A 20,210-nucleotide genomic window follows, 5' to 3' on the forward strand; every position below is an offset into this window, starting at 1 on the left:
CCGGAGCCCACCGCCCCGGAGCCCACCGCCCCGGAGCCCACCGCCCCGGAGCCCACCGCCCCGGAGCCCACCGCCCCGGAGCCCACCGCCCCGGAGCCCACCGCCCCGGACCCCACCGCACCGGAATCCACCGCACCGGAATCCGCCACACCGGAATCCACCGCACCGGAATCCACCACCCCGGACTCCGGCGAACCGGAGGGCGCCGGACCGGAGCCGGGCGGAACAGTGTCGGACGCTGAAGAAACGGGCGGCGGCGACGAAACAGGCGGAGACGTCGGGGCAGGCGGAGACGTCGGCGCAGTCGGCGACGACGAGACAGGCGGAGAGGAGACGGGCGGCACGGACGGCGTCTCGCCCGCACTCCCCGAAGCGTTCTGCGTGTACCAGGCGGGCGGCGCATAGTCGATGGTGAACTCGCCCGTCGTCTCGGCAGCGGACTCCGCGTCGGACTGATCATCGACGGGTGAATCCCAGCCCCCGCGGATCTCGTCCCGATCGCTGTTCACAATGCCTCCTGGTGTGGTCGAGCACCCTCGTGCCGTGGTGGGGGGCGACCGTTCCTGTCGTCCGATCCGCCTGGCTCTCCCCGTTGAGGGACGCGCCGACCCGCTCACGGGTTCTGGCGTCGCGCCCTGTCCCAGCCTAATCACCAAAACCACGAGCACGGCAGGGCAGTCCACCCCACCAATGCTGTCCATTGCGTCACGCCCCGCCCAGAGGTGATCGGCGTACACCAAACCGTGCCGGGCAAAAGCCCCAACACCTGACATCACACCCTGATTTGCCCGGCGCCAGGTCGGCTCAGTCCATCCGCCGAGCGGTACCCAACAATCCGGTCTCGGCGTCGGTGGCCTGCGTCATCACGTACTGCCGGTCTCGATCGGCACACCACAAGGTCACACCGTCCGCGAGCGTGGGCAACGAATCGACGTCCCCGCCGGGCAGCCCCAACGACCGGCCGATCTGCGTCGCCTCGTCCGGCGACACCCGCTGCACCCCCACCAGCCGCGCCTGCCGGATGAGCCGAGGCGCGACGGGACTCAAATAGGGCAGCACCGTCAGCACCGACTGCCACGGCCCGGCCACGACCCGCCCCCGAGGCGGCCGCATCCCGCAGTCCCGCACCACCAGCACCGGGCTCCCCGCCGACGCCCCCAACGGCGGCACCCGCCCCACGTCATGCACAGCCATCCCACTGGGCCCCACCCCGAGCGCCCGCACAAGCTGCCCCCACGCCTCGGCCCGCCCGGTCTCCACAGCCACCCGCGCCCCGGTCGCGGCAGCCCGGAACGCGATGATTTGAGCCGTCCACAACCCGCCGATGAAGAGAATGTCGTACGGCGTGGGGCGGTTGACTCCAAGAGTCGCGGGCCGCCCCTGCGCGTCCGCGCCGATCACCACCCCGTCGTCGCCTATCGGCAGCGTAAGCGCGTCCACCTGGTCGGCGGTGAGCACGTGCTTGCCGTGCCGAGGCCCCATCAGCCCGAACCCGCTTCGCAGGGCGGATGCGAACGGACCTCTGCCCGGTTCGCCCGGGGCACCCGCGACCGGGGGAGTCGAGGCAGCCATCAGCGAGTACCCCCGAGCGGCAGCGTGGCCAGCATGCCCGGCAACTGTTCGCGATCCAGCCGCACCAGCCCCGTCCCGGCCTGACGGGCAGCCTGCTCCAGAGACCGCCTAGCGGAGGCGAGTTCGGCCTCACCGCGTCCAGTCACCCGCAGATGGCCGCGTAAGGCGATCTCATGCCGCGCGCCGCGTCCGAGTGTGAGACTGAAGGTCGTGGTCAGCGCCGGAACCGCAGTGAGCAGGGCCACGAGCTGAGGCAGCGCGGGCCCGCCGGATCCCCCCAACTGCGGCCAGCGCTTCACCCAATAGGTGGTGTGGCGCCGGTTGTCGCACCGCCACGCGCGGGGGGATTCCTCTGTCCTGCGCTCCGGGACCTCGGCCCGGTTGGCCTGAGCCGTGACCAAGGGGTTGGCGCAGGCCGAGGTCGCGACGGCGGATGCCACCTCTTCTTCGTTCAGCACGGTCACGTGAAAGCCGGCTCCCGCGAGCCGACTCGCGAGGTGGTCCGCAGTGCGCACCACACACTTCTGAGCACCGCCCAAGCCGCCCCCACGAGCTGCCACCGCCTCGGGGCACAGCTCCGGATCGAGCTTGAGAGCGATCCAGGTGATCCGCACCGCGGGCGCGCCCGTGACGGCCTGCAAGGGTGCGTAGTTGCTGACGGCCAGGGACTGCTGAGGTAGGTGCAACGCGGGGGCGGGCTGGGTGTGCAGCACGATCTGAGCGGACTCGAGCCGGATGCCGTCCACTTCGAGTGCGTCTCGGACCAGGCCCACCGGCAGCGGCTGCCGTCCGCGGTCGGCCCGCAACGCCGTCACGTCCGATTCCACCTGCAGTACCGCGGTCACGAACGTTCCGTCGCCCACCATCCCGACCTGACGCCGGTCCCGGCCGCTGTATGCGTACGTGCGCAGGGCAGGGTCACACTCGACCGCAGGGGCGAAAGCAGGGTCGGTACCCGGCGGTATCGATCGCCCCGCGGAGCTGCGGCGGCGTGACCGCAACGCCTGCGCGGTGCCCAGCCATTCATGCAAGGGGTGACCACGGCGACGCACGACGGCGAACAGCGCCAGCGCCGCAGAGACCAGTGCCGTCGGTGCGGCGGCCAGTGGATCGATGATCCAGGCCACGACGAGCAGAGCGGCGGCGACCTGCAGCAGTACGAGGCGCAGCAGACCGGGCCGCCCCAACTCACGTGAGGAGCCACGCAGATGGAGGGCGACGGGACCGGGCACCCCCGGCCTGCCTGGCGCGCTGTCTCCTGCTGTCCGCGTCGTCGTCCGAGTCGCGGATGCCGACCGTCTGCCTGCCCGCGTACGGGCCATGGAAGCCACCAGCCCAACCCCCGCAACTCTCCCGAACTGCCCTGCCGAGCAGAGTGATTGAATCCCCATCACCTCACCCAGCCCGCACGAGCGATTACTCAACAGGCATAGTAGGGGCCCGGCCCGGCAACGGAGAGCGGGGGCGTGGTCCGTCACCGCCCGAGGGAGCAACAACCACTAGTCGCTCACGGGGAGAACCAGACACGCATGGCATCACGGCGGGACGAACTCAACGCGCACATCTTCGCGAAGCGCCGCACACTGGCCGCATTCATCCAGCCCTCACCCTCCGGCTCGGAGGAGGGGGCCCCACGCCCTCTGCGTGCGGTGGTGCCCGGCATCATCGTCGCGGTGATCGTCCTGGCGGGCTTCGGCGCGTGGGGCATGTTCCGGCCGGCGGCCGAACCGGGTTGGGACAAGCCCAGGGAACACGTGATCATCGCGAGTGACTCGACGACCCGCTACGTCGTCCTGGAGACCCACGGCAAGCCGCAACTGCACCCGGTCCTCAACATGGCCTCCGCGAAGCTTCTCCTCGACTCCGGCAAGGGCGGGGTCATCAACGTCGACGAATCCGTCCTCGACAAGGGCACGATCCCGCACGGCGCCACCATCGGCATTCCGTACGCCCCCGACCGCCTGCCCTCGACGCCCGAGGCGGGCTCCGCCAAGCGCTGGGCAGTCTGCGAGCGCCCGGTCGAGGGAGGCAGCAGCATCCAGAAAGCGGCGTTCGTTCTCGGGGAGCGCGACCGGAACAGGACCGAGGGGGGTGAACGGCTGCGGGGTGGCGAGCTGTTGTATGTCGTGGGCCCCGACAAGACACGCTATGTGGTCGACGCACACGGCAACGCGTACCGGATCTCGGAGAGAGAAGAGCGCGGGCTTCTGCTGCGCATCCTTGTGGGGTCGGGTCGTGAGCCGCAACGGGTCTCCAAACAGTGGCTCGATACTCTGCATGCCCGTGATGCGATCGCTTTCCCGGAGATCGACGGCATCCCGGGCGCCGACGCGAAGGTGCCGGGTCTGCAGGACGGTGCCGCCGACAAGGTCGGCATGATCCTCAAAGCGACCGACGGCGAAGGTCCCCAGCATTACGTGGTCCTTCCGGGGCGGGTCGCCCCGGTCTCCGATTTCACCGCGAAACTGCTCCTCAGCAGCCCCGACTTGGTGGCTCTGGGGCAGAACGGGAGGGCTCGGCAACTGAGCGCCGCGGCCTTCAGCCCCGAGACGGAGGAGTTCGGGGCGGGGAAGGAATGGCCGAGTGAGGGGCCGACGACCGTCAACGAAGCGTCGGCCACGCGCGGCAGTCGCAACACTGTCTGCAACGTCCTGCGCGACGTCGACCCCGACAACGGCACGACCACCCTCAGCACTTGGGCAGACGCCGACTTCCCGGCCACGCTCCCCACCGGTTCGTCCAGCGCGTACGTCACCCCCGGCTCGGGCCAGCTCTATCGGCAGTTCCTCGGCTCAGAGACCAAGGCCGGGGGCATCTTCCTGGTCACCGATACGGGCCTCCGGTATGCGATGCAGTCCAACAGCGACAGCGCGACCGACGACGTGGGCATCGGCACCTCCACGAAGCAGCGCAAGCAGCAACAACAGGAGGCACAACAGGCCCAGACGCGTCTCGGGTACGAGGACACGGAAGTGACCCCGATTCCGGCGGCGTGGTCCAAGTTCCTGCCCACGGGGCCGCGGCTCTCAACGGCGGCAGCACGTCAGCCGCAGGGCTCCTGAGGCGGGGGAGGCGCTGACATGACGAACGTTACCGGCGCTCGTACCCGATGCTTGAGAAGGGCGGCAGGGGCAGCCACGGTCACCCTGGCCCTTGCCGTGGTGACGCCGGCGCGCGCCGACGCCGCTCCGTCCGCGTCCGGACAGTGCACGTTCCCGTCCAAGAAGTACGAGGGGCGCCCCTGGTCCCTGCAACGCGTGCTCCTGGACGAACTGTGGCTCCAGTCCACGGGCAAGGGGGTGCGAGTGGCAGTGATCGACACAGGAGTGGACACCGAGAATCCGCAGCTGAAGCCAGCGGTTGACGCGTCCCGCGGCCGCAACCTTCTCCCAGCCAAGGACGAGAAGGGCGAAAAGATCGACCGAGGCAAGGCCAATGGCACAACCGACAGGGTCGGTCACGGCACCCGCGTGGCGGGCATCATCGCGGCACGCCCTGCCAAAGGCACCGGTTTCGTCGGCCTCGCGCCGGACGCGACCATCATCCCGATCACGCAGAACGACGCGGAGGGACACGGCACCGCGGCGACACTCGCGAAGGCCATCGACCACGCGGTCGACTCCGACGCGGACGTCATCAACATCTCCCAGGACACCGCCAACGCGGCGGAGCCCGCGCCAGAACTGAAGCGGGCGGTGGACAGGGCACTCGGGGAGCGACGGGTGGTGGTCGCCTCAGCAGGCAACGACGGCCTGGGCGGCAATATCAAGAAGACCTACCCCGCGTCCTACGAGGGCGTGCTCGCGGTGGCGGCCTCGGACCGCAACAACGAACGAGCCGCCTTCTCCCAGTCCGGCGACTTCGTGGATGTGGCGGCTCCGGGAGTCGACATGATCTCCACGGTCCCGGGAGGCGGCCACTGCGCCGACAGCGGCACGAGCTTCGCGGCCCCCTACGTCGCGGGCTTGGCGGCTCTCATCAAGTCCAAGCACCCCACCTGGACACCTCGTCAGATCACGGCCCAGATCCAACAGACAGCGGAACGCTCGGTGGCCGACCACGACCGCCTGGTCGGCTGGGGTGTAGCGGACCCGGCACGCGCCCTGACGGAGGACGACCGGCCCCTCGAGTCGCCGACCCCGCGAGAAGGCGCAACCCGGGCCGACGCCCCGGCACCCGCGAAGCTCCATCTGGGGGAGACGCCGGAGGAACGCACTGCTCGGATCGCCACGTACGTTGCTGTGGGTGCCGTCGTTTTGGTGGCGGGGCTGGGAGGAGCGGGGGCGGCGCTGCGGGATGCCCGGCAGCGTGCGCGTCGCCGCAGACGAGCGGCGGCGCGATAAAGAGGTTCCTTCCTCTCAGGTGCACATCTCTGAATTTTCCAGCGCAGTCGTATAGTCGCTGATCAGCTTTCTCATCGTGCGAGCGTCACTGCGGTCGGGCGCGAAGACCTGAAGTACGGTGAACAGATCTTGCTGCGGGTGCGCTGGGTCGCTACAGGACCCCACCTTTCCTACAGCGCCGGTTCCTGAGGAGAGGTACTTTTCACCTACCTTCACCGGAGGCGAGTCCACGTGTGCATGAACGGACGCCACGTCCGTGACGCCGCCCCGTTCGTCCCACCACACCTGGCTGGCTCGGAGGGCAACCCTTCCATCCACCAGAATTTGGCATCGCTCGGTCCCGCCGGATGGATGTTCTCGGCGGGAGGAAACATGCTTGCCGTCAGGCATGAAGGATTCAAGCAGCGCAGGCTTGACTTGTACGTTGCACAGGGAATGGGGAAGCGAGTATTCTCTCTCTCCTTCCTTTTCTGAGCAAGCTGACAGGGCGAGAGCCGCCAGGAATCCCATGAGTAGAGCCAGACCGGATCTTTTTCGTGACTTCGACCCATGAACGCGTAGCTGGAACACTGCATCCTCTCCGGCAGCAAAGACGAAAATTCAAATGGCTGTATGAATGTCGGATGCCATGAGTGGCACATTTACGCCAGCGGCCTGGAACCCGCGTTGCGCAGCGATCCGCGCCGTTTCTCCGATTTCATCCATATCGCTTCGGTGGTGGGCTGCACGCGCATGTTCTGCTCCTTGCTCGCTGTACTTGCTGTTCAATTCCAATCCGTTTTCCCAGCGCTCTCCCATTACGGGGCCGGCATTCGGTTTCGCCTGCCCTTCGGCATCCTTGAAAAGGGATTCCAGAACCATGCTGCTCACGGTGCTTGCGGTACCTCCGACGGCAGCCCCTGTAATGGGGTTGGCAAAGTATGCAGTGCCTACACCGATTCCAGTCCCAATTCCTCCGGAGACCGCATTCTTCCATTGGGATACGGACTCCCCGTATGCCTTGTCGCTGGCTTCTGCAGGTCCTGCTACGGCTTCTTGACGTCCAATGGCCAGAGTTCCGGAGACCTCCCCGGATCCGTATGCGATCTGATCGATACTCTTTTCTGGGTTGCTGCTGTAGCGGAGCTCGGCAGGCAGGTCTGGGTTCATGTGATACTCCATGAGGTTGGCCATGTAGGACTTCTGGCCCACTTCTACCGCCGCGTATCCTTGGCTGCTCTGGCCGATGGCGAACAGGAACCGTGTCGCGTCCCTGTGATTCAAGCTGGCTTCGGAACCAGCCACAGGGAAAAGCCTGTCCGTGTCTCGGTCGTGATCGTCGGTCATGGCTCGATTGATGTCCGGAAGGTACTCTGAAGCGATCTGGCCCACGCTGTCAGCCAAGTAGGGGTGATCGGTCAGGCGTTTGGAGTCGTCGGAAATCGACGAGACCAAGTTCTCCATGAGCTTGCTCTGTTCAGCATTGTGTGGCATTTGGTCCTTCGGCGGCAGCAGTTCTCCTGCCGGGTGGCCGGTAGTGGCGGACTCAAGGGCAAGCGCCAAGTTGTTACGTCCCGTGTTACTCGCTTCCCCTTCGGAGTTGAAGTCGACGGGCCAATTTCGCTCTTCGAAGAGGTACTGGAAGTTGGACTTACCCTTTCCCTCGAACGGGTTGCCTTCACTCCCCGCCGACACAAACGGCTCATTGAAGAATCCTGTCGCGGCATCAGGGTTATTCGACAAGCTTTTCAGATAGCCGGTCAAAGGGTCCCACCCGGTGTCGCTCTTCGTCCGGTTCAAATGAATATCTGTGCCTGTACGCTGCCATGCTCGCCCTTCGCCATTCGCTGTTCGTTCTCTTTCGGCTGCCATCATCCTGGAGCCGTAGTCGCGCAAGAACTGGTCGTCGAAATCACCCCAGCGCATCAGGTTGCTCATGACCTGGAATCCCACGGGGCCGCTGTTCCCGATCGGACGGTTTCCGAGATCCACCACCTTGCTCGCCCATTCGGTCATGCCGAGTGAGTCGCTCTGGGTTGCGGTGGCCAACGTCAGGCTCAGATTCTTCTGAAGGTCGTCGAACTTCTCATGCCTCGCGTGGTTCAGCTGGGGATTCGCGTTCGGATCATTGATATTGGCCCAGAACTCCAACGTTCCCTTCGCGCCGAGACTGGTGGCGAACCGTTCTGAGAAGAGTCCGTCGTCCGCGTACTTCTTGAGTCCGGAATACAGCCGGTCGAACTCCGCGACGGTCAGGTCGGATGGGTCCTTCTTCGCCAACCTGGACAGTTCGTCGGCCTCCTTGACGGCTGCTACCGCACCGTCTCTGTCGCGGTAGCTCACGTCGGAGAACCCGAGCGTGCTCTGGTCTGCAACCGCCTGCAGCACCATGCTTGCGGAGTTGTCGCTCTCCGTGGCTTTGTCCAGGATCTTCTGGACCTCGTCGCGCAGAGCGTCGACGTCACGCTGGCCGTGGTCCGGTAGTGAAGTTCCCTTCGCGGCGCGATCGGGATGAATGTTCATGGATACGTTGAATCCGCCGCCACTGGTCGGCGCGACGGTCAAATTCTTCTTCAAGCCGGCCGCGATGACCCGAACGAGATCTTCGCTGTGCTTCTGCAGCTCGTCGCGCGTATCTCGAAGGATCTTCCAGATGGTCCTGGCCTGGGTGAGGGCATCCTCGAACTCCGCGGCCGTCTTGCCGATGAACTCTCGCGAGACAGTGGCGTTGTATCCCGCCCAGTTGGCCTTCTTGGCCGCACCCGCAAGCCCTTTGCCGGCGGCTTCCTTGAGCTCGTCGAGGTTGTCGACCATTCTCGACCAGTCGCTGACGGCCTCGTCGAGCAGCTTGTAGTTGGCGAAGCGAAGCGCATCGAGGTCCATCAGCCGTCCTTCTGCTTCTTGCTCGGCGGGCCGTAAAGTGGGTTGTCTTTTCCGGGTTGACCGATCCGTTCGTCGAAGCCGGCATCGAGCATGTCGATGCTGCTCATCTGGCGCCGGATGTAATGTTCGTCGTCGGCATGCAATTTCTTGGTGGCCTGCATGTGGTTGGCGATGTGTGCACACGCGTCCCGGAGAGACTTGAGCTGCTCTTCCCAGCGCGTCGACACGTGCTGGAGCCCGCCGCCCAGGGCGAATCCCTGCCCGGTGAGATCGCTCGCGGCCTTGCCGCTGCTGGGGACGGCTACTCGGGCTTCTTTCCACAGGCGGTCGTACAGCTTGAAAGCATGATCACCGATCTTCGCCAGGTCAGCCTGGGTGACGCGCAGATCACCGTACGAGGCCGGATCCGGTGCGGTGCTCCCGCCCGTTCCCGGTTCAACTTGATTCAGCTGCATGTGTGTTGACTGCCGCTCAGCTGCCTGAGACTTCAGCTGCTCCCACTCGTCCCACGCCATGCGCGAGCCCCTTCCCCCGTGTGCGCGGTGCACTTCTCCCGGATGACAGCATTTCAACTCAACCTAGCAACGCCCCTTTGAGTAGGCCGGGTTGTCGCCCAGGAGTTCGATCTCGGTGGCCGACGGCTGCCTTCCTTCCCGCCCAGTTGCGGCGGATGGTGGCTTTTGAGGGACCGCTGTCCGCGTGGACATGGCTCGTTCCTAACCCCATTGGTGCAAGGCTCAGTTGGACGCCAAACGTAGAGTGACTAGAGTGCCACGGGCGCGATAAGTGACCACCAGCCGCGCTGTGATCCCGAGAGGGGCGGGCAGGCGGGTAACGGGGAGGGAAGGCCTGGTGCTTCCTGCGGACGGGCACGGGGGTACGGCGCCGTCGTCAGGCGCTGATGTCAAGCGCGGGCTGGAAGCGTTGAAGACGTTCCGGCAGCGCATCAACACGCTTCTCACAGAGTTCGAAGGTTCGGCCGGCGGCTCGTCGAGGATCGGTGCGCAGAAGGTCTCCCGGACGTCCTTCAGTGGCCCGGGCAGTGCCTTTCCTGGGGCCGACGGGCTGCACTCGCAGTATGAACAGGTCCACGAGCGGCTCACCTCGCTCTCCAAGATGCTGGGTGAGCAGATCGACGCAATGGGGATCGCCGTGCACGGAGCCGACGTCGGCTTCGACAACCTCGAAGAGGACCTGCGGCAGCGATTCTGGGCGATCCAGACCAGGGTCGGCCGCCAGGAGATGCCGGGCGAGCGTGAACGCGGCGGCAAGCCTGACGCGCACGGTGGCCACGGTAGCGACAAGTCCGACGCAGGGTGGTCCTAGTGGGCTTCGAAGGGCATCGCCTCAACGACATGATCGACCTGGTCGAGCAGGCTGAACCAGGCGACATGGAGAGCGCCGGGGAGGCGTTGGAGAAGGCGCGGAACGCGATCGCCGAGGCTGCCCGGGAGCTCGGTCGGCACATCGACAGGGTCGACTGGGAGGGCGAAGCGGGAGAGGCGTTTCGCAAATGGGGAAAGAACCTGGTCAAGGACACGCACACGCTTTCGGACTTCGCTGGGGCCGCGAGCACCCATATGGCCTCGGCAGGTGCGGGGCTGACGTCCGTGCGTGCCTCCATGCCGCCCCGGGACAACCGTGCTGATCCGAAGGACGTGAAGGACATTCCTTCTCCGAAACGGGTCGAGGGCAACGCGGAGTACGGCGCCGCGGTCAAGGCGGAGAAGCACCGTCAAGAAGCGATCAACCAGATGAACCGGCTGGCATCGTTCTATCGGGTGTCGCAGGACGGGATGGCGAGCCAGGAGCCGCCTAGGTTTTCGACGATGCCTGAAGTGGGGGTTCCGGAACCGGTTCAGGGCAGTGATCCCGTATCGCGTGGAGATGGGCTGGGCGGACAGTCCTCTGCCGCAACACTCGTTGGCGCCCAAGCGGGCTCGCCTGCCCACTCGGCGGACGTGGCGGCGTCAGGCGGTGCTGGCTCGCCTGACGCTTCCGTACCGTCCCGGCTTGACGGGCGCAGCCCCCGTGTCACTCCGGAACGAGTGGTGGGTACGGAGATCGACAGCGCTCCGACCCTGCCTCCGCAGGCCACTGACCACCTGCCTGGACCTCCGTCACCAACTCCCGGCCCAACGTCCCACGAGGTACTGCTGGTTCCACCTTTTGGGAACGGCCGTCCGACCCCGAATGCACGTGGCCTCACCGCGCGTGCGCCCAGTCCCGCAGTGACCTCGAAACAGACACCGCCCGCGCAGGGGCGTACCGGGCCGGTCGGCCCGGGAAGGCCGCAGGACAGTACTGGGCGCGGACCGGCGATACCGAACGGTCGCACCACCCCGGCCAATCCGGCCGCGCAGGGACGGAGCGTCAGCACCCCGACAGCCTCCGGGCAACCGCCTATGGGCCGCGGCATTACGGGTGGCACTCCGCGACGTCTCGGTGAGGCGGGCCCGCGGCCTGGCATCCCGAACGCTAACGGTGCCAAGCCTGCTCAGGGTGTGGTCGGTGGGCGGCCAAGCCCAGGGCCGGCGCCCGAGTCGAGCGGAACCGGAATGCCGCGAGGGCCTGTGGCCGGCACTGAAGCTTCGGGCGGCTCGCGCGCCACGGGCGGCGGTGTCGGGCAGCGAAGGCCCGGGGGAAACGCTCCTCAGGGCAACGGCGCCAGAGGGCAGACTCCGTCCCGGAACGTCAACAGCCAAGGCGGCGTGGTCGGTACTCCGATGGCTCGCGAGCGGACCTCCGGAATCCATAGAAGCGGCTTCACCCCCGGAGGTGCTGGCTTGGTGCGAAACTCCGTCGTCGGTCGGCGGCGCTCCGATGAGGAAGACGGTGGGGGAACCCCACGGGCCAGTGACGTGGACGAGGGCGACGAGACGCAACCGCCCGACGCCGTGTTCCACCAGTGATTGATTAACCGTGGGCGAGGAAGTGCAGGGCATGGAGTCGGGACTCGACCGACGTGGCAGTTGGAACATCATGAGGATGAGCCATGAGCGGAGACGGTTCGTCCTTGTGAGTCCGGTGATCGGTGTGTTGACGCTTTTGGCTGTAGGAATGGTTCCGGACGCGGCTGCCGAAGACGTGCGGTCGAAGCAGTGGTACCTGGAAGCCATGGAAGCCGAGAACCTGTGGAAGGCCAGCACTGGTGAGGGCATCAAAGTGGCAGTCATCGACACAGGAGTTTCCGACACTCCTTCCCTTGAGGGACGAGTGAGGCCGGGCATGGATCTGTCAGGGATGACCGGCGGCCCGTTGGACGACTACGACAGCCACGGCACCACAATGGCGGAGCTCATCGTGGGGTCCGGTCGGGAGGGGCTGAAGGGGCTGGCCCCCGGAGCCGAGGTAATCTCCTTTCGGGCTGGCCTCGGGAAGAAGTTCAAAGGCAGTACAACGAGCGGGATTCCGGAAGCCATTCGGGCCGCGGCCGACAGTGATGCGCGGATCATCAATATGTCCTTTACCGGTAAGTACCTGAGGCCCAGTGAAAAGAAGGCGGTGGAATACGCCCAGGCAAAGGGTAAGTTGATGTTCGCAGGTGTCGGTAATGACGCAGAAAAGAAGAACTTCATCGGATACCCTGCTGCGTACCCGAACGTCATCGGAGTGTCTGCCGCAGACAAGACGGGTAAAGTCGCCAAGTTCTCCGAGTACGGAGAGTACGTGGACCTCGCTGCCCCCGGCCTCGACATCCCACGCTGGTGCGACAAGACCTTCCGCTCCTACTGCGACGAAGGCGGTGGCGGCACCAGCTCCGCCACCGCCATCGCTTCCGCCTCCGCCGCCCTCGTCTGGTCCAAGCGCCCCGACTGGACCGCCAACCAGGTCCTTCGCGTCCTCATCGACACGGCTGGCCGCGATTGGCCGAAGGACAAGCCCAGCGACTACCTCGGCTACGGACTGATCCGGCCGGCCCGCAATGTCGTGAAGGGCGAGGGGAAGCCCGGGCCCGCGGACGTCGACCCCATCACCAACAAGAAGACCGTGAGTGTCGGTTCCCCTGGCGGTGACTCGCCCTCTGATGTCTCCACGCCCGCCGCGCCGTCGCAGTCCCCGAAGGAAGTGGCCTCGGACGGCAAAGGGACTTCCGCCGCCGCGCAGTCCTCGGACGACGACAGCAACAACTGGCTGTGGCCGGCCTTGGGCGGCCTCGCCGTACTCGTGGTGATCGGCGGCGGAGCCTCCGCGGCGGCGCGCGCTCGGCGCCGGGCCTGAGCTGGATACGAGAACACCTGCTACATCCCAACGACAGTTCACGAAGGGAGCCCAGCCGTGGCTGACGGCCAGAAGTTGAACAACGAGCAAGTGGCGCTTCTGAAGAAGGAGATCGTGGGCAAATACGACTCGGTCCAGAAGCAGCTGAAGCGCCTTCAGGGCACGCTCGACATGATGGAAGGGAACTGGCGAGGCATCGGAGCACACGCCTTCGACAGGAAGCAGACCGAGATCAACGAGCACATGAGGGCGGTCGGAAATATCCTGGTCGACTTCCTCGAGGGCATCAGCGGCAACGAGAAGCTCACGGATGGGCTCGAGGACCAGGTCCGGTCGACCATGGACGGTATCGACGTCCAGTACGGCGGACAGCACTCGGCGATCAGCAGTTACTGAACCGATCAGTGGCTACTGAACAAATCAGCAGCCACTGAACCACTGACGCTTCCGGGGGACTTCCCCCAACCACCGAGAGACGGGGCAGGGCATGGCAAACGTGCACATGGGAGAACTCGCGGTCAAATATGGCGGCCTTGACGCTATTACCACCGAACTCGGCATCCAGGCCAAGCAGTTGGAGGCGGACCTCGCGGACATCAAGCGGGCCGTCGCCAAGGTGGCCGAGGGGTGGGAGGGCGAGGCACACAAGGCGTACGTCGCGAAGCAGCAGCAGTGGGACAAGCACGTCGAGGCCATCCATCGCGCGCTCGTCGACATCGGGCAGAAGGTCGGCCAGGCCGGTGGTGACTACCGGGGCGGCGACCTGAAGGGTGCCAGCTACTTCCAGTGAGGCCGGGCAGATGCTCGGTGTAGAGGGTGAGGGGTGGACGCGCGCGGGAGGCGTCCACCCCGTACTTCGTGGGGCCGGCCGACAGGCCGCCCCATGTCACTCGGCCGCCGCGACCCCGCCATTGCGCACGGTCGGCTCCAGGTCGAACTCCCCGTCCCGCGCCCCCAGGACGAACGCCCGCCACTCCGCCTCCGTGTACCGCAGCACCGTCTCCGGATCCAGCGACGACCGCATGGCCACGGCGCCCGCGGGCAGGTAGGCGATCTCCACCCGCTCCTCGTGCTCTTCCGTGCCCGGCGCGCTGTGCCATTCGACGCCGGAGATGTCCAGGGCGTAGAGCTCTTCCTTCTCACGCTCCTTGCGAGCCTTGTCCTGCGCCGAGGTGTCGGGTGCTTCGGTCATGGCGGAGGGGTCCCTTCACAACGTACGAAAGAGCTGTGACTCCACCCTACTTGGGCGGTTCCGTCGCTGTTCAGAGGTTGGGAAGGCTCGTGCGGGCCGGCGGCCCGTCCCGGTCGGCAGCGGTCAGAACTCCCCGTCCACCCAACCTGTCTGCACCATCGGCTTCCCCCGCTTCCGTGACACGAAGACCCCCCGCCCCACCGGCATGGGCCGGGGCCGTACCCCGCCCAGGAGGTCACCCTCCTCCGGGTCGCCGGCCAGGATGACGCCTTGGGCACCGAGTTCCTTCATGCGCTGCATGAACGGCTCGTAGGACGCCCGTGCCGCTCCCGCGGTCGACCGGGCGATGATGAAGCGCACGCCCACATCACGGGCGAAGGGGAGGAGTTCGGTGAGGCTCCCCAGTGGGTTGCCACTGGACGTCGACACCAGGTCGTAGTCGTCGACGATCACGTACACCGTCGGGCCCTGCCACCAGCTGCGCTCGCGGAGCTGACGCGCGGTGACGTCCGCGGGCGGGGTGCGCCGCTGGATGAGGTCGGCCAGGGCCGCCATGTGGTGGTCCATGGCGTTGGACATCGGGATGTACTCGGCCAGGTGGGAGGCCGGGGTGACGTCGAGCAGGGAGCGGCGGTTGTCGACCACGAAGAGTTTGCAGACGTCACCGCTGTAGCGCTCCGTCAGCCGTTTGATGAGCAGCCTCAGCAAGTTGGACTTGCCCGACTCGCTCTCGCCGAAGACGAGGAAGAACGGGTCCTGCTCGAAGTCCACGAAGACAGGCCCGAGGTTGTTCTCGTCGAGGGCGAAGGAGAGGCCCCGGTCCGGGAAGGCGTTGCCCGGCGGCAGTCCGCCGGCCGGCAGCTCTCGCGGCAGCAGACGGACCGCGGGAGCACCCGGTGCCGTCCAGTGGCGGGCGACCTCGGCGACCAGGGCCGCCGTGGCTTCGGCGAGCTCCGTGTCGGAGGACAGCCCGTCCATACGGGGGACGGCCGCCATGAAGTGCTGCTTCTGGGGCGTCTGGCCGCGACCGGGGACGCCGGCGGGGACGTTGGCAGCGACCTTGCGGTCGAACTCGGAGTCCATCGTGTCGCCGAGCCGCAGTTCGAGACGGTTCATGAGGTGGTCCTTGAGGTTCGCGCGGACCTCCATGGACCGTGAGGCGGTGAGGATCAGATGAATGCCGTAGCCGAGCCCCCGCGCGGCGATGTCGAGAACGGCCGGCTCCAGACCCTCGTACTCGGTGCGGAAGTTGCCCCACCCGTCGATGATCAGGAAGACGTCACCCCACGGCTGGTCGGTCACCGAGATGTCGCCCCGGGCCCTGCGCGCGCGGAAGTCGGCGATCGACGCGATGCCCGCCGCGCGGAAGTACTCCTCACGCCGGGACAGCACGCCGTACACCTCGGCGACCGTGCGTCGCACCCGCTCGGGGTCGAGGCGCGAGGCGACGCCGCCGATGTGGGGGAGCCCGGCGATGGAAGCCATTCCGCCACCGCCGAAATCGAGGCCGTACAACTGGACCTCGTACGGGGTGTGGGTGAGGGCGAAGGCCGCCATCAGCGAGCGCAGCAGCGTCGATTTCCCGGACTGGGGTCCGCCGACGATCTGCATGTGGCCGGCCGCCCCGGAGAAGTCGCACCACAAGGGGTCGCGACGCTGTTCGTACGGCTTGTCGACCAGTCCCAGCGGTACGACGAGACGTCCCGCCCCTTCGTAGCCGGGCTGGGTGAGACCGCGCCCTGCCACGGCCGTGAGTCCCGGGAGCAGTGCGTCCAGGGGCGGCGGGCTGTCCAGCGGCGGTAGCCATACCTGATGGGCGGCCGGGCCCTGTGCCTCCAGGCGGCGCACGATCACGTCGAGGACGGTGTCGGCGAGCGCGTCGTCCGCGTCGTGCGTGCCAGGCCCCGTGGCGGCACGCGGTTCGGGCACCGTCGCGGTCGCGTAGCGTACTGGCACCTCGGCCGCGGTGAACAGCACCGGACGGCGGTCCACGGGGCGCTGACCGCCTGGAGCGGCGGCCTGCCCCGATCCCGACCGGTACACACCGGATACGTACGCCGCCTTGAAGCGCACCATTTCGTCGGTGCCGAACTTCAGGTAGCCGGAGCCCGGCACGTTCGGCAGGTGGTACGCGTCCGGCACCCCGAGAGCGGCGCGCGACTCGGCGGCCGAGAAGGTGCGCAGCCCGACGCGGTACGAGAGGTACGTCTCCAGACCTCGCAGTCGGCCCTCTTCCAGGCGCTGCGAAGCCAGCAGCAGATGCACGCCGAGCGATCGGCCGATGCGGCCGATCTGCACGAACATGTCGATGAAATCGGGCTTCGCGGTGAGCAGCTCACTGAACTCGTCGATGACCAGCACCAGGGACGGGATCGGCTGAAGCGCGGCGCCCGCCGCACGTGCCTTCTCATAGTCGTGGATGTTCGCGTAGTTGCCCGCGTCCCGCAGCAGTTCCTGGCGGCGGTTGAGCTCGCCCCGGATGGAGTCACCCATGCGGTCGACGAGGGTGAGGTCGTCCGCCAGGTTGGTGATGACCGCGGCGACGTGCGGCAGCTGCGCCATGCCGGCGAAGGTCGCCCCGCCCTTGAAGTCCGCGAGGACGAAGTTCAGGCTCTCCGAGGAGTGCGTCACGGCGAGGCCGAGCACCAGGGTGCGCAGCAGCTCCGACTTGCCGGAACCGGTGGCTCCTACGCACAGCCCGTGCGGTCCCATGCCCTCCTGCGCCGCTTCTTTGAGGTCCAGCATCACGGGGCGGCCGTCCTCACCGACGCCGATGGGAACACGCAGCCGTTCCGCGAGCGAGCGTGCGCGCCACGTCCGCCTCGTGTCGACCGAGTCGGCGTCGCCGAGGTTGAGCAGATCCGTGAACTCCAGGTTGGCCAGCAGGGGTTCGTCGTCATCGCCACCGGACGGGACACGCAGCGGGGCGAGTTGCCGTGCCAGCGCCTCGGCCCCTTCGTAGGAAAGGACATCCGGAGTGCCCTCGTACACCAGCCCGTGGCCCGACTCGATGCGCAGCGCACCCGGACGCACCGTGAGCGACAGATCGCCGCGTCCGTGCGCCAGGTCGCCCGACACGATCTCCACCACCGTGACGCCCTGCAGTCCTTCGGCCGACGCGAGTGCTGCCGTCGGAGGCAACGACAGGCTGTCGAGCACGACGACGAGGTGCGGCTCGTCCGGCAGTGGGGGCCCGTCGGGGTGGAAGCGCGGACGCCCATGGAGGCGGGTCGTCAGCACGGCCTCCAGTTCGGCCGGGTCACCGGTGATGAGTCGGCGGCTGCCCGCTCCGTCGGCGACCCCCGGTGTCTGGCAGTGCGGCAACCACTTGGTCCACTCCCAGGCGGGCGCGGCAGCCGATCCCGCCCCGACGGCGATCACCAGGTCCTGGGGGGAGTGCAGTGAGGCCAGGGAGGCGACGAGCGCACGCCCCGTGCCCCGTGCCGTCTCAGGGTCCCCGCTGACCGTCACGTGGTAGAAGGCCCGCAGCGAGATGGCGATCGGCAGGTCTTCCAGCGTGCTGTGCGCGGCGAGGAAGCGCTGCATCGCGCCGGCGGTGAGCGGCTCCAGTTCGTCCACGGGGGCGGTCTGCGGCGGCACCAGTGGAGTGGCGAGTGTCTGCGGGCCCAGGCCGACGCGCACCTGTCCGAAGTCCTCGTCTCCGGGGCGGCGTTCCCAGACCCGGCTGCCCTCGGCGACCAGGGCCCACAGCTGATCGGGGTAGGGGTGGAGGTAGTACTGCGCGTCGCGTTGTGCCCGCGCCGTGTCGACGGCGGTACGCCGGGTCTGCTTCAGGTAGCCGAGGTAGTCCCGCCGAAGGTCAGCCAACTGCCCCTGGTTCCCGCGGCGATAGCGGATCAGCATGGCCACGGACATGGCCACCGTCGACGCCACCATCACCATGCCCATGACCTTCATGAACGGATGCGCACTCGGCATGAAGAAGAACACCACGGACCCGCCCATGCCGAGCATGGGCAGCAGCTGCATCATCGCGCCCTCCTGCTGCCCGCGCGGCAGCTCGGGCGGGGGGTGCAGCACGACCTCGTCGGTGGGGACTGGGGAGGGCAGTGTTCGAGGCGGGCGCTTCACGACGATGTGGCTCACTGAGCACCAATTCCCTTGTCGGGGCGGGCGTTCCGTTCACCGCCCGGTGAGCGGGCGATGCGATCGCCGTGTGATCCTACTGACACCAAGAGTCACCTCCCGGCGCTAGGGTGCCGGAAGTGCACATGCGCGGCGCTTGATCCGGCCAGCCGACGGACCGGTCAACCGGCCGCAGAATGGGGGCACTTCGCGGTACGGGGCGGGGTGCGGCGCAGGAATCAGCCAGGTGGGCCGGTTTTCCCGTGCCGCGCCGAGCAATGCGGCACAGTCGGTGAACGTGGCGCGCCACATCAGCAACACATGCACCGGAGTTGACCGTGGCCGGAAGCGAGGCCGGCCTCATCACTGAGGGGGAGCAGCAGGTGAGCACGACGGCGTCCACGACGGTCACCGGCCCCGGGCGACCGGGCCACGCAAGCCGCATGGGAGAACCGGCAGGAAACGGGGCCGCGGCCGGCGCCGGTACGGCCTTCGGCTTCTGTCGGGTCACCATTGTCGCGCCCGACAGCCGCATCGACGTGGCGCTGCCCGACGACATCCCCGTCGCTGACATCTACCCCGAGATCCTGCGGCTCTCCCGGCAGAGCCCCGCCGAGGGCGCCCCGGTCGGCTATCACCTCGTACGCCGCGACGGCGCCGTCCTCGACAGCGCCCGCACCTTCGCCGCCCAGCGCATCCTCGACGGTGAACTCCTCACGCTGCGCCCCTTCTCCGAATCGCTGCCCCCGGCCGTCTTCGACGACGTGTCCGAGGTCGTCGCGTCGGCCGTGACCCGCGACCGCGTGCTGTGGAACGACGATCTGACGAGAGTCGCCGGGCTGACCGGTGGCACCGTACTGTCGGCCCTCCTTGCCTGCGTGGCCTGGACCGCCGACCCCCGCCACGACATGCACGGCCTGCCGGGGATCCTCGCCGCCGTCGCCGGGGCCCTGCTGCTCATCCTCGCCGGGGTGCGGGCACGCGTGTACGACGACCGGGGCTCGGCCGTCGCCCTCGGGCTCGGCGCACTGCCGAACATGGCGGTGGCGGGCTCCGGGCTGCTGCCGGCGACGGACGGGCAGGGCGTGGGGCGGCTGCAGTTCCTGCTCGTCTGTGCGGCAGTCCTGACCGCGTCGGTGATCCTCACCCTGGTGTCGCCACGCAGCGACAGCCCCTTTGTCGCCTTCGTCTTCGCCTCCGCCGTCGGCCTGCTTGCCACCTTCCTGGCGGCGCTGCGACAGCTGGAGCCTGTCGAGACCGCCGCGCTGTGCGCGCCGCTGGGTGTCGGAGCGCTGGCCTTTCTGCCCGGCCTCTCCATGCGGTTCGCCCGCCTTCCCATCGGTTTCGAGGCACCGCACGGCGCGCACGGCACCTATGGAGAGGACCCCGCCCCGCCGGAGCCCGTCGACGCCGGACGCGTCGCGGCGCAGGCACGCCGGGGCCACGAACTGCTCGTCGGTCTCGTCGGCGGATGCGCGCTCGTGGTGATCGGCTCGACCGCGGTGCTCGGCCTCTCCGGGAACGGATGGGCGCAGCTTGTGGCGCTCGCCAGCGGCATCTCGATGCTGATGCGGGCGCACCTGTTCCGTTACACCGCGCAGGTCTCCACCGTTCTGGTCGCCGGTCTGGTCGCCCTGGTCCTGCTCGGCGTAGGCCGCTGCCTCGACCTGCCCAGCGGGTCGGCCGGGGACGGCGCGGCGCTCGACCTGCGCACGATCTGGCTCGTCACGGCGGTGGGGGTGGCGGCCGCCCTCGTCACCGGCATCGGACTGGTCATGTCACGTACTGGTGTGACGCCCTTCTGGGGCCGTTTCGTGGAGATCGCCGAGTCCTTCGTGCTGCTCACACTCGTCCCGCTGACCCTCGCGGTCTTCGACGTCTACGCCTCGGCGCGGGCCCTGACCAGCTGACGCCCCGATCTGACGAAAGGCTTT

The 20,210-nt window shown here is 67.5% G+C and carries 13 protein-coding genes and 2 pseudogenes; 8 read left to right on the plus strand and 7 right to left on the minus strand.

The genetic code is table 11. The features are described from left to right. Window positions 1–405: pseudogene (locus tag ACFVYL_RS36440) on the plus strand (hypothetical protein); the annotation flags it as partial. 23 nt (window positions 406–428) lie between these two features. On the opposite strand, the pseudogene ACFVYL_RS36445 reads toward ACFVYL_RS36440, so the two are convergent. From ACFVYL_RS36445 to eccE, 3 genes and pseudogenes are all read right to left on the minus strand, one after another. Further along, window positions 429–773 (minus strand): annotated as a pseudogene (locus ACFVYL_RS36445) (hypothetical protein); the annotation flags it as partial. Window positions 774–804: 31 nt separating this feature from the next. After that, complete coding sequence (locus ACFVYL_RS36450) at window positions 805–1,572, minus strand: hypothetical protein (RefSeq protein WP_389724130.1); 768 nt, start codon at window positions 1,570–1,572, stop codon at window positions 805–807. Continuing rightward, window positions 1,572–2,894 carry a type VII secretion protein EccE gene (gene eccE, locus ACFVYL_RS36455; protein WP_389724133.1) on the minus strand — a complete coding sequence of 441 codons (1,323 nt, stop codon included), beginning with the start codon at window positions 2,892–2,894 and terminating at the stop codon, window positions 1,572–1,574. Before eccE ends, ACFVYL_RS36450 begins: the two co-directional genes overlap by 1 nt. A 207-nt stretch (window positions 2,895–3,101) precedes the next feature. Between eccE and eccB the strand changes: the two genes are divergently transcribed. Then, the gene (eccB, locus tag ACFVYL_RS36460; RefSeq protein WP_389724136.1) at window positions 3,102–4,634 is read left to right on the plus strand and encodes a type VII secretion protein EccB; all 1,533 of its coding nucleotides are present in this window, start codon (window positions 3,102–3,104) and stop codon (window positions 4,632–4,634) included. Window positions 4,635–4,652: 18 nt separating this feature from the next. Continuing rightward, on the plus strand, window positions 4,653–5,915 hold the full coding sequence (gene mycP / locus ACFVYL_RS36465) for a type VII secretion-associated serine protease mycosin (protein ID WP_389724139.1): 1,263 nt from the start codon (window positions 4,653–4,655) through the stop codon (window positions 5,913–5,915). 600 nt (window positions 5,916–6,515) lie between these two features. Here mycP and ACFVYL_RS36470 read toward each other — a convergent pair. Then, a complete protein-coding gene (locus tag ACFVYL_RS36470) occupies window positions 6,516–8,777 on the minus strand; it encodes a hypothetical protein (RefSeq protein WP_389724142.1) in 2,262 nt (753 codons plus the stop codon). Then, window positions 8,777–9,292, minus strand: coding sequence for a hypothetical protein (locus tag ACFVYL_RS36475; RefSeq protein WP_389724145.1), 516 nt, complete (start codon window positions 9,290–9,292; stop codon window positions 8,777–8,779). The genes ACFVYL_RS36470 and ACFVYL_RS36475 overlap by 1 nt, the downstream gene beginning before the upstream one ends. A 337-nt stretch (window positions 9,293–9,629) precedes the next feature. Here ACFVYL_RS36475 and ACFVYL_RS36480 point away from each other — a divergent pair, with 337 nt between their 5' ends. The 4 genes from ACFVYL_RS36480 to ACFVYL_RS36495 all read left to right on the plus strand — a co-directional run bounded on the left by ACFVYL_RS36480 (window position 9,630) and on the right by ACFVYL_RS36495 (window position 13,788). After that, window positions 9,630–10,103: a hypothetical protein gene (locus tag ACFVYL_RS36480; RefSeq protein ID WP_389724148.1), complete on the plus strand. Its 474-nt coding sequence runs from the start codon at window positions 9,630–9,632 to the stop codon at window positions 10,101–10,103. 1,596 nt (window positions 10,104–11,699) lie between these two features. After that, complete coding sequence (locus tag ACFVYL_RS36485) at window positions 11,700–12,998, plus strand: S8 family serine peptidase (RefSeq protein ID WP_389724151.1); 1,299 nt, start codon at window positions 11,700–11,702, stop codon at window positions 12,996–12,998. Between the two features lie 57 nt (window positions 12,999–13,055). After that, window positions 13,056–13,394 carry a WXG100 family type VII secretion target gene (locus ACFVYL_RS36490; protein ID WP_389724154.1) on the plus strand — a complete coding sequence of 113 codons (339 nt, stop codon included), beginning with the start codon at window positions 13,056–13,058 and terminating at the stop codon, window positions 13,392–13,394. Window positions 13,395–13,485: 91 nt separating this feature from the next. Then, a complete protein-coding gene (locus ACFVYL_RS36495; protein ID WP_389724157.1) occupies window positions 13,486–13,788 on the plus strand; it encodes a WXG100 family type VII secretion target in 303 nt (100 codons plus the stop codon). Window positions 13,789–13,884: 96 nt separating this feature from the next. Here the strand turns inward: ACFVYL_RS36495 and ACFVYL_RS36500 are convergent, their stop codons facing one another. Both ACFVYL_RS36500 and eccCa read right to left on the minus strand, forming a co-directional pair. Then, window positions 13,885–14,190, minus strand: coding sequence for a DUF397 domain-containing protein (locus ACFVYL_RS36500; RefSeq protein ID WP_389724160.1), 306 nt, complete (start codon window positions 14,188–14,190; stop codon window positions 13,885–13,887). Between the two features lie 123 nt (window positions 14,191–14,313). Next, the gene (gene eccCa / locus ACFVYL_RS36505) at window positions 14,314–18,297 is read right to left on the minus strand and encodes a type VII secretion protein EccCa (RefSeq protein ID WP_389724163.1); all 3,984 of its coding nucleotides are present in this window, start codon (window positions 18,295–18,297) and stop codon (window positions 14,314–14,316) included. A 362-nt stretch (window positions 18,298–18,659) separates the two neighbouring features. On the opposite strand from eccCa, the gene eccD reads away from it, so the two are divergent. After that, on the plus strand, window positions 18,660–20,186 hold the full coding sequence (gene eccD / locus ACFVYL_RS36510; RefSeq protein WP_389724193.1) for a type VII secretion integral membrane protein EccD: 1,527 nt from the start codon (window positions 18,660–18,662) through the stop codon (window positions 20,184–20,186). Window positions 20,187–20,210 lie beyond the last annotated feature (24 nt).

The organism is Streptomyces sp. NPDC058308 (genome assembly GCF_042880275.1).
Classification (GTDB): Bacteria; Actinomycetota; Actinomycetes; order Streptomycetales; family Streptomycetaceae; genus Streptomyces.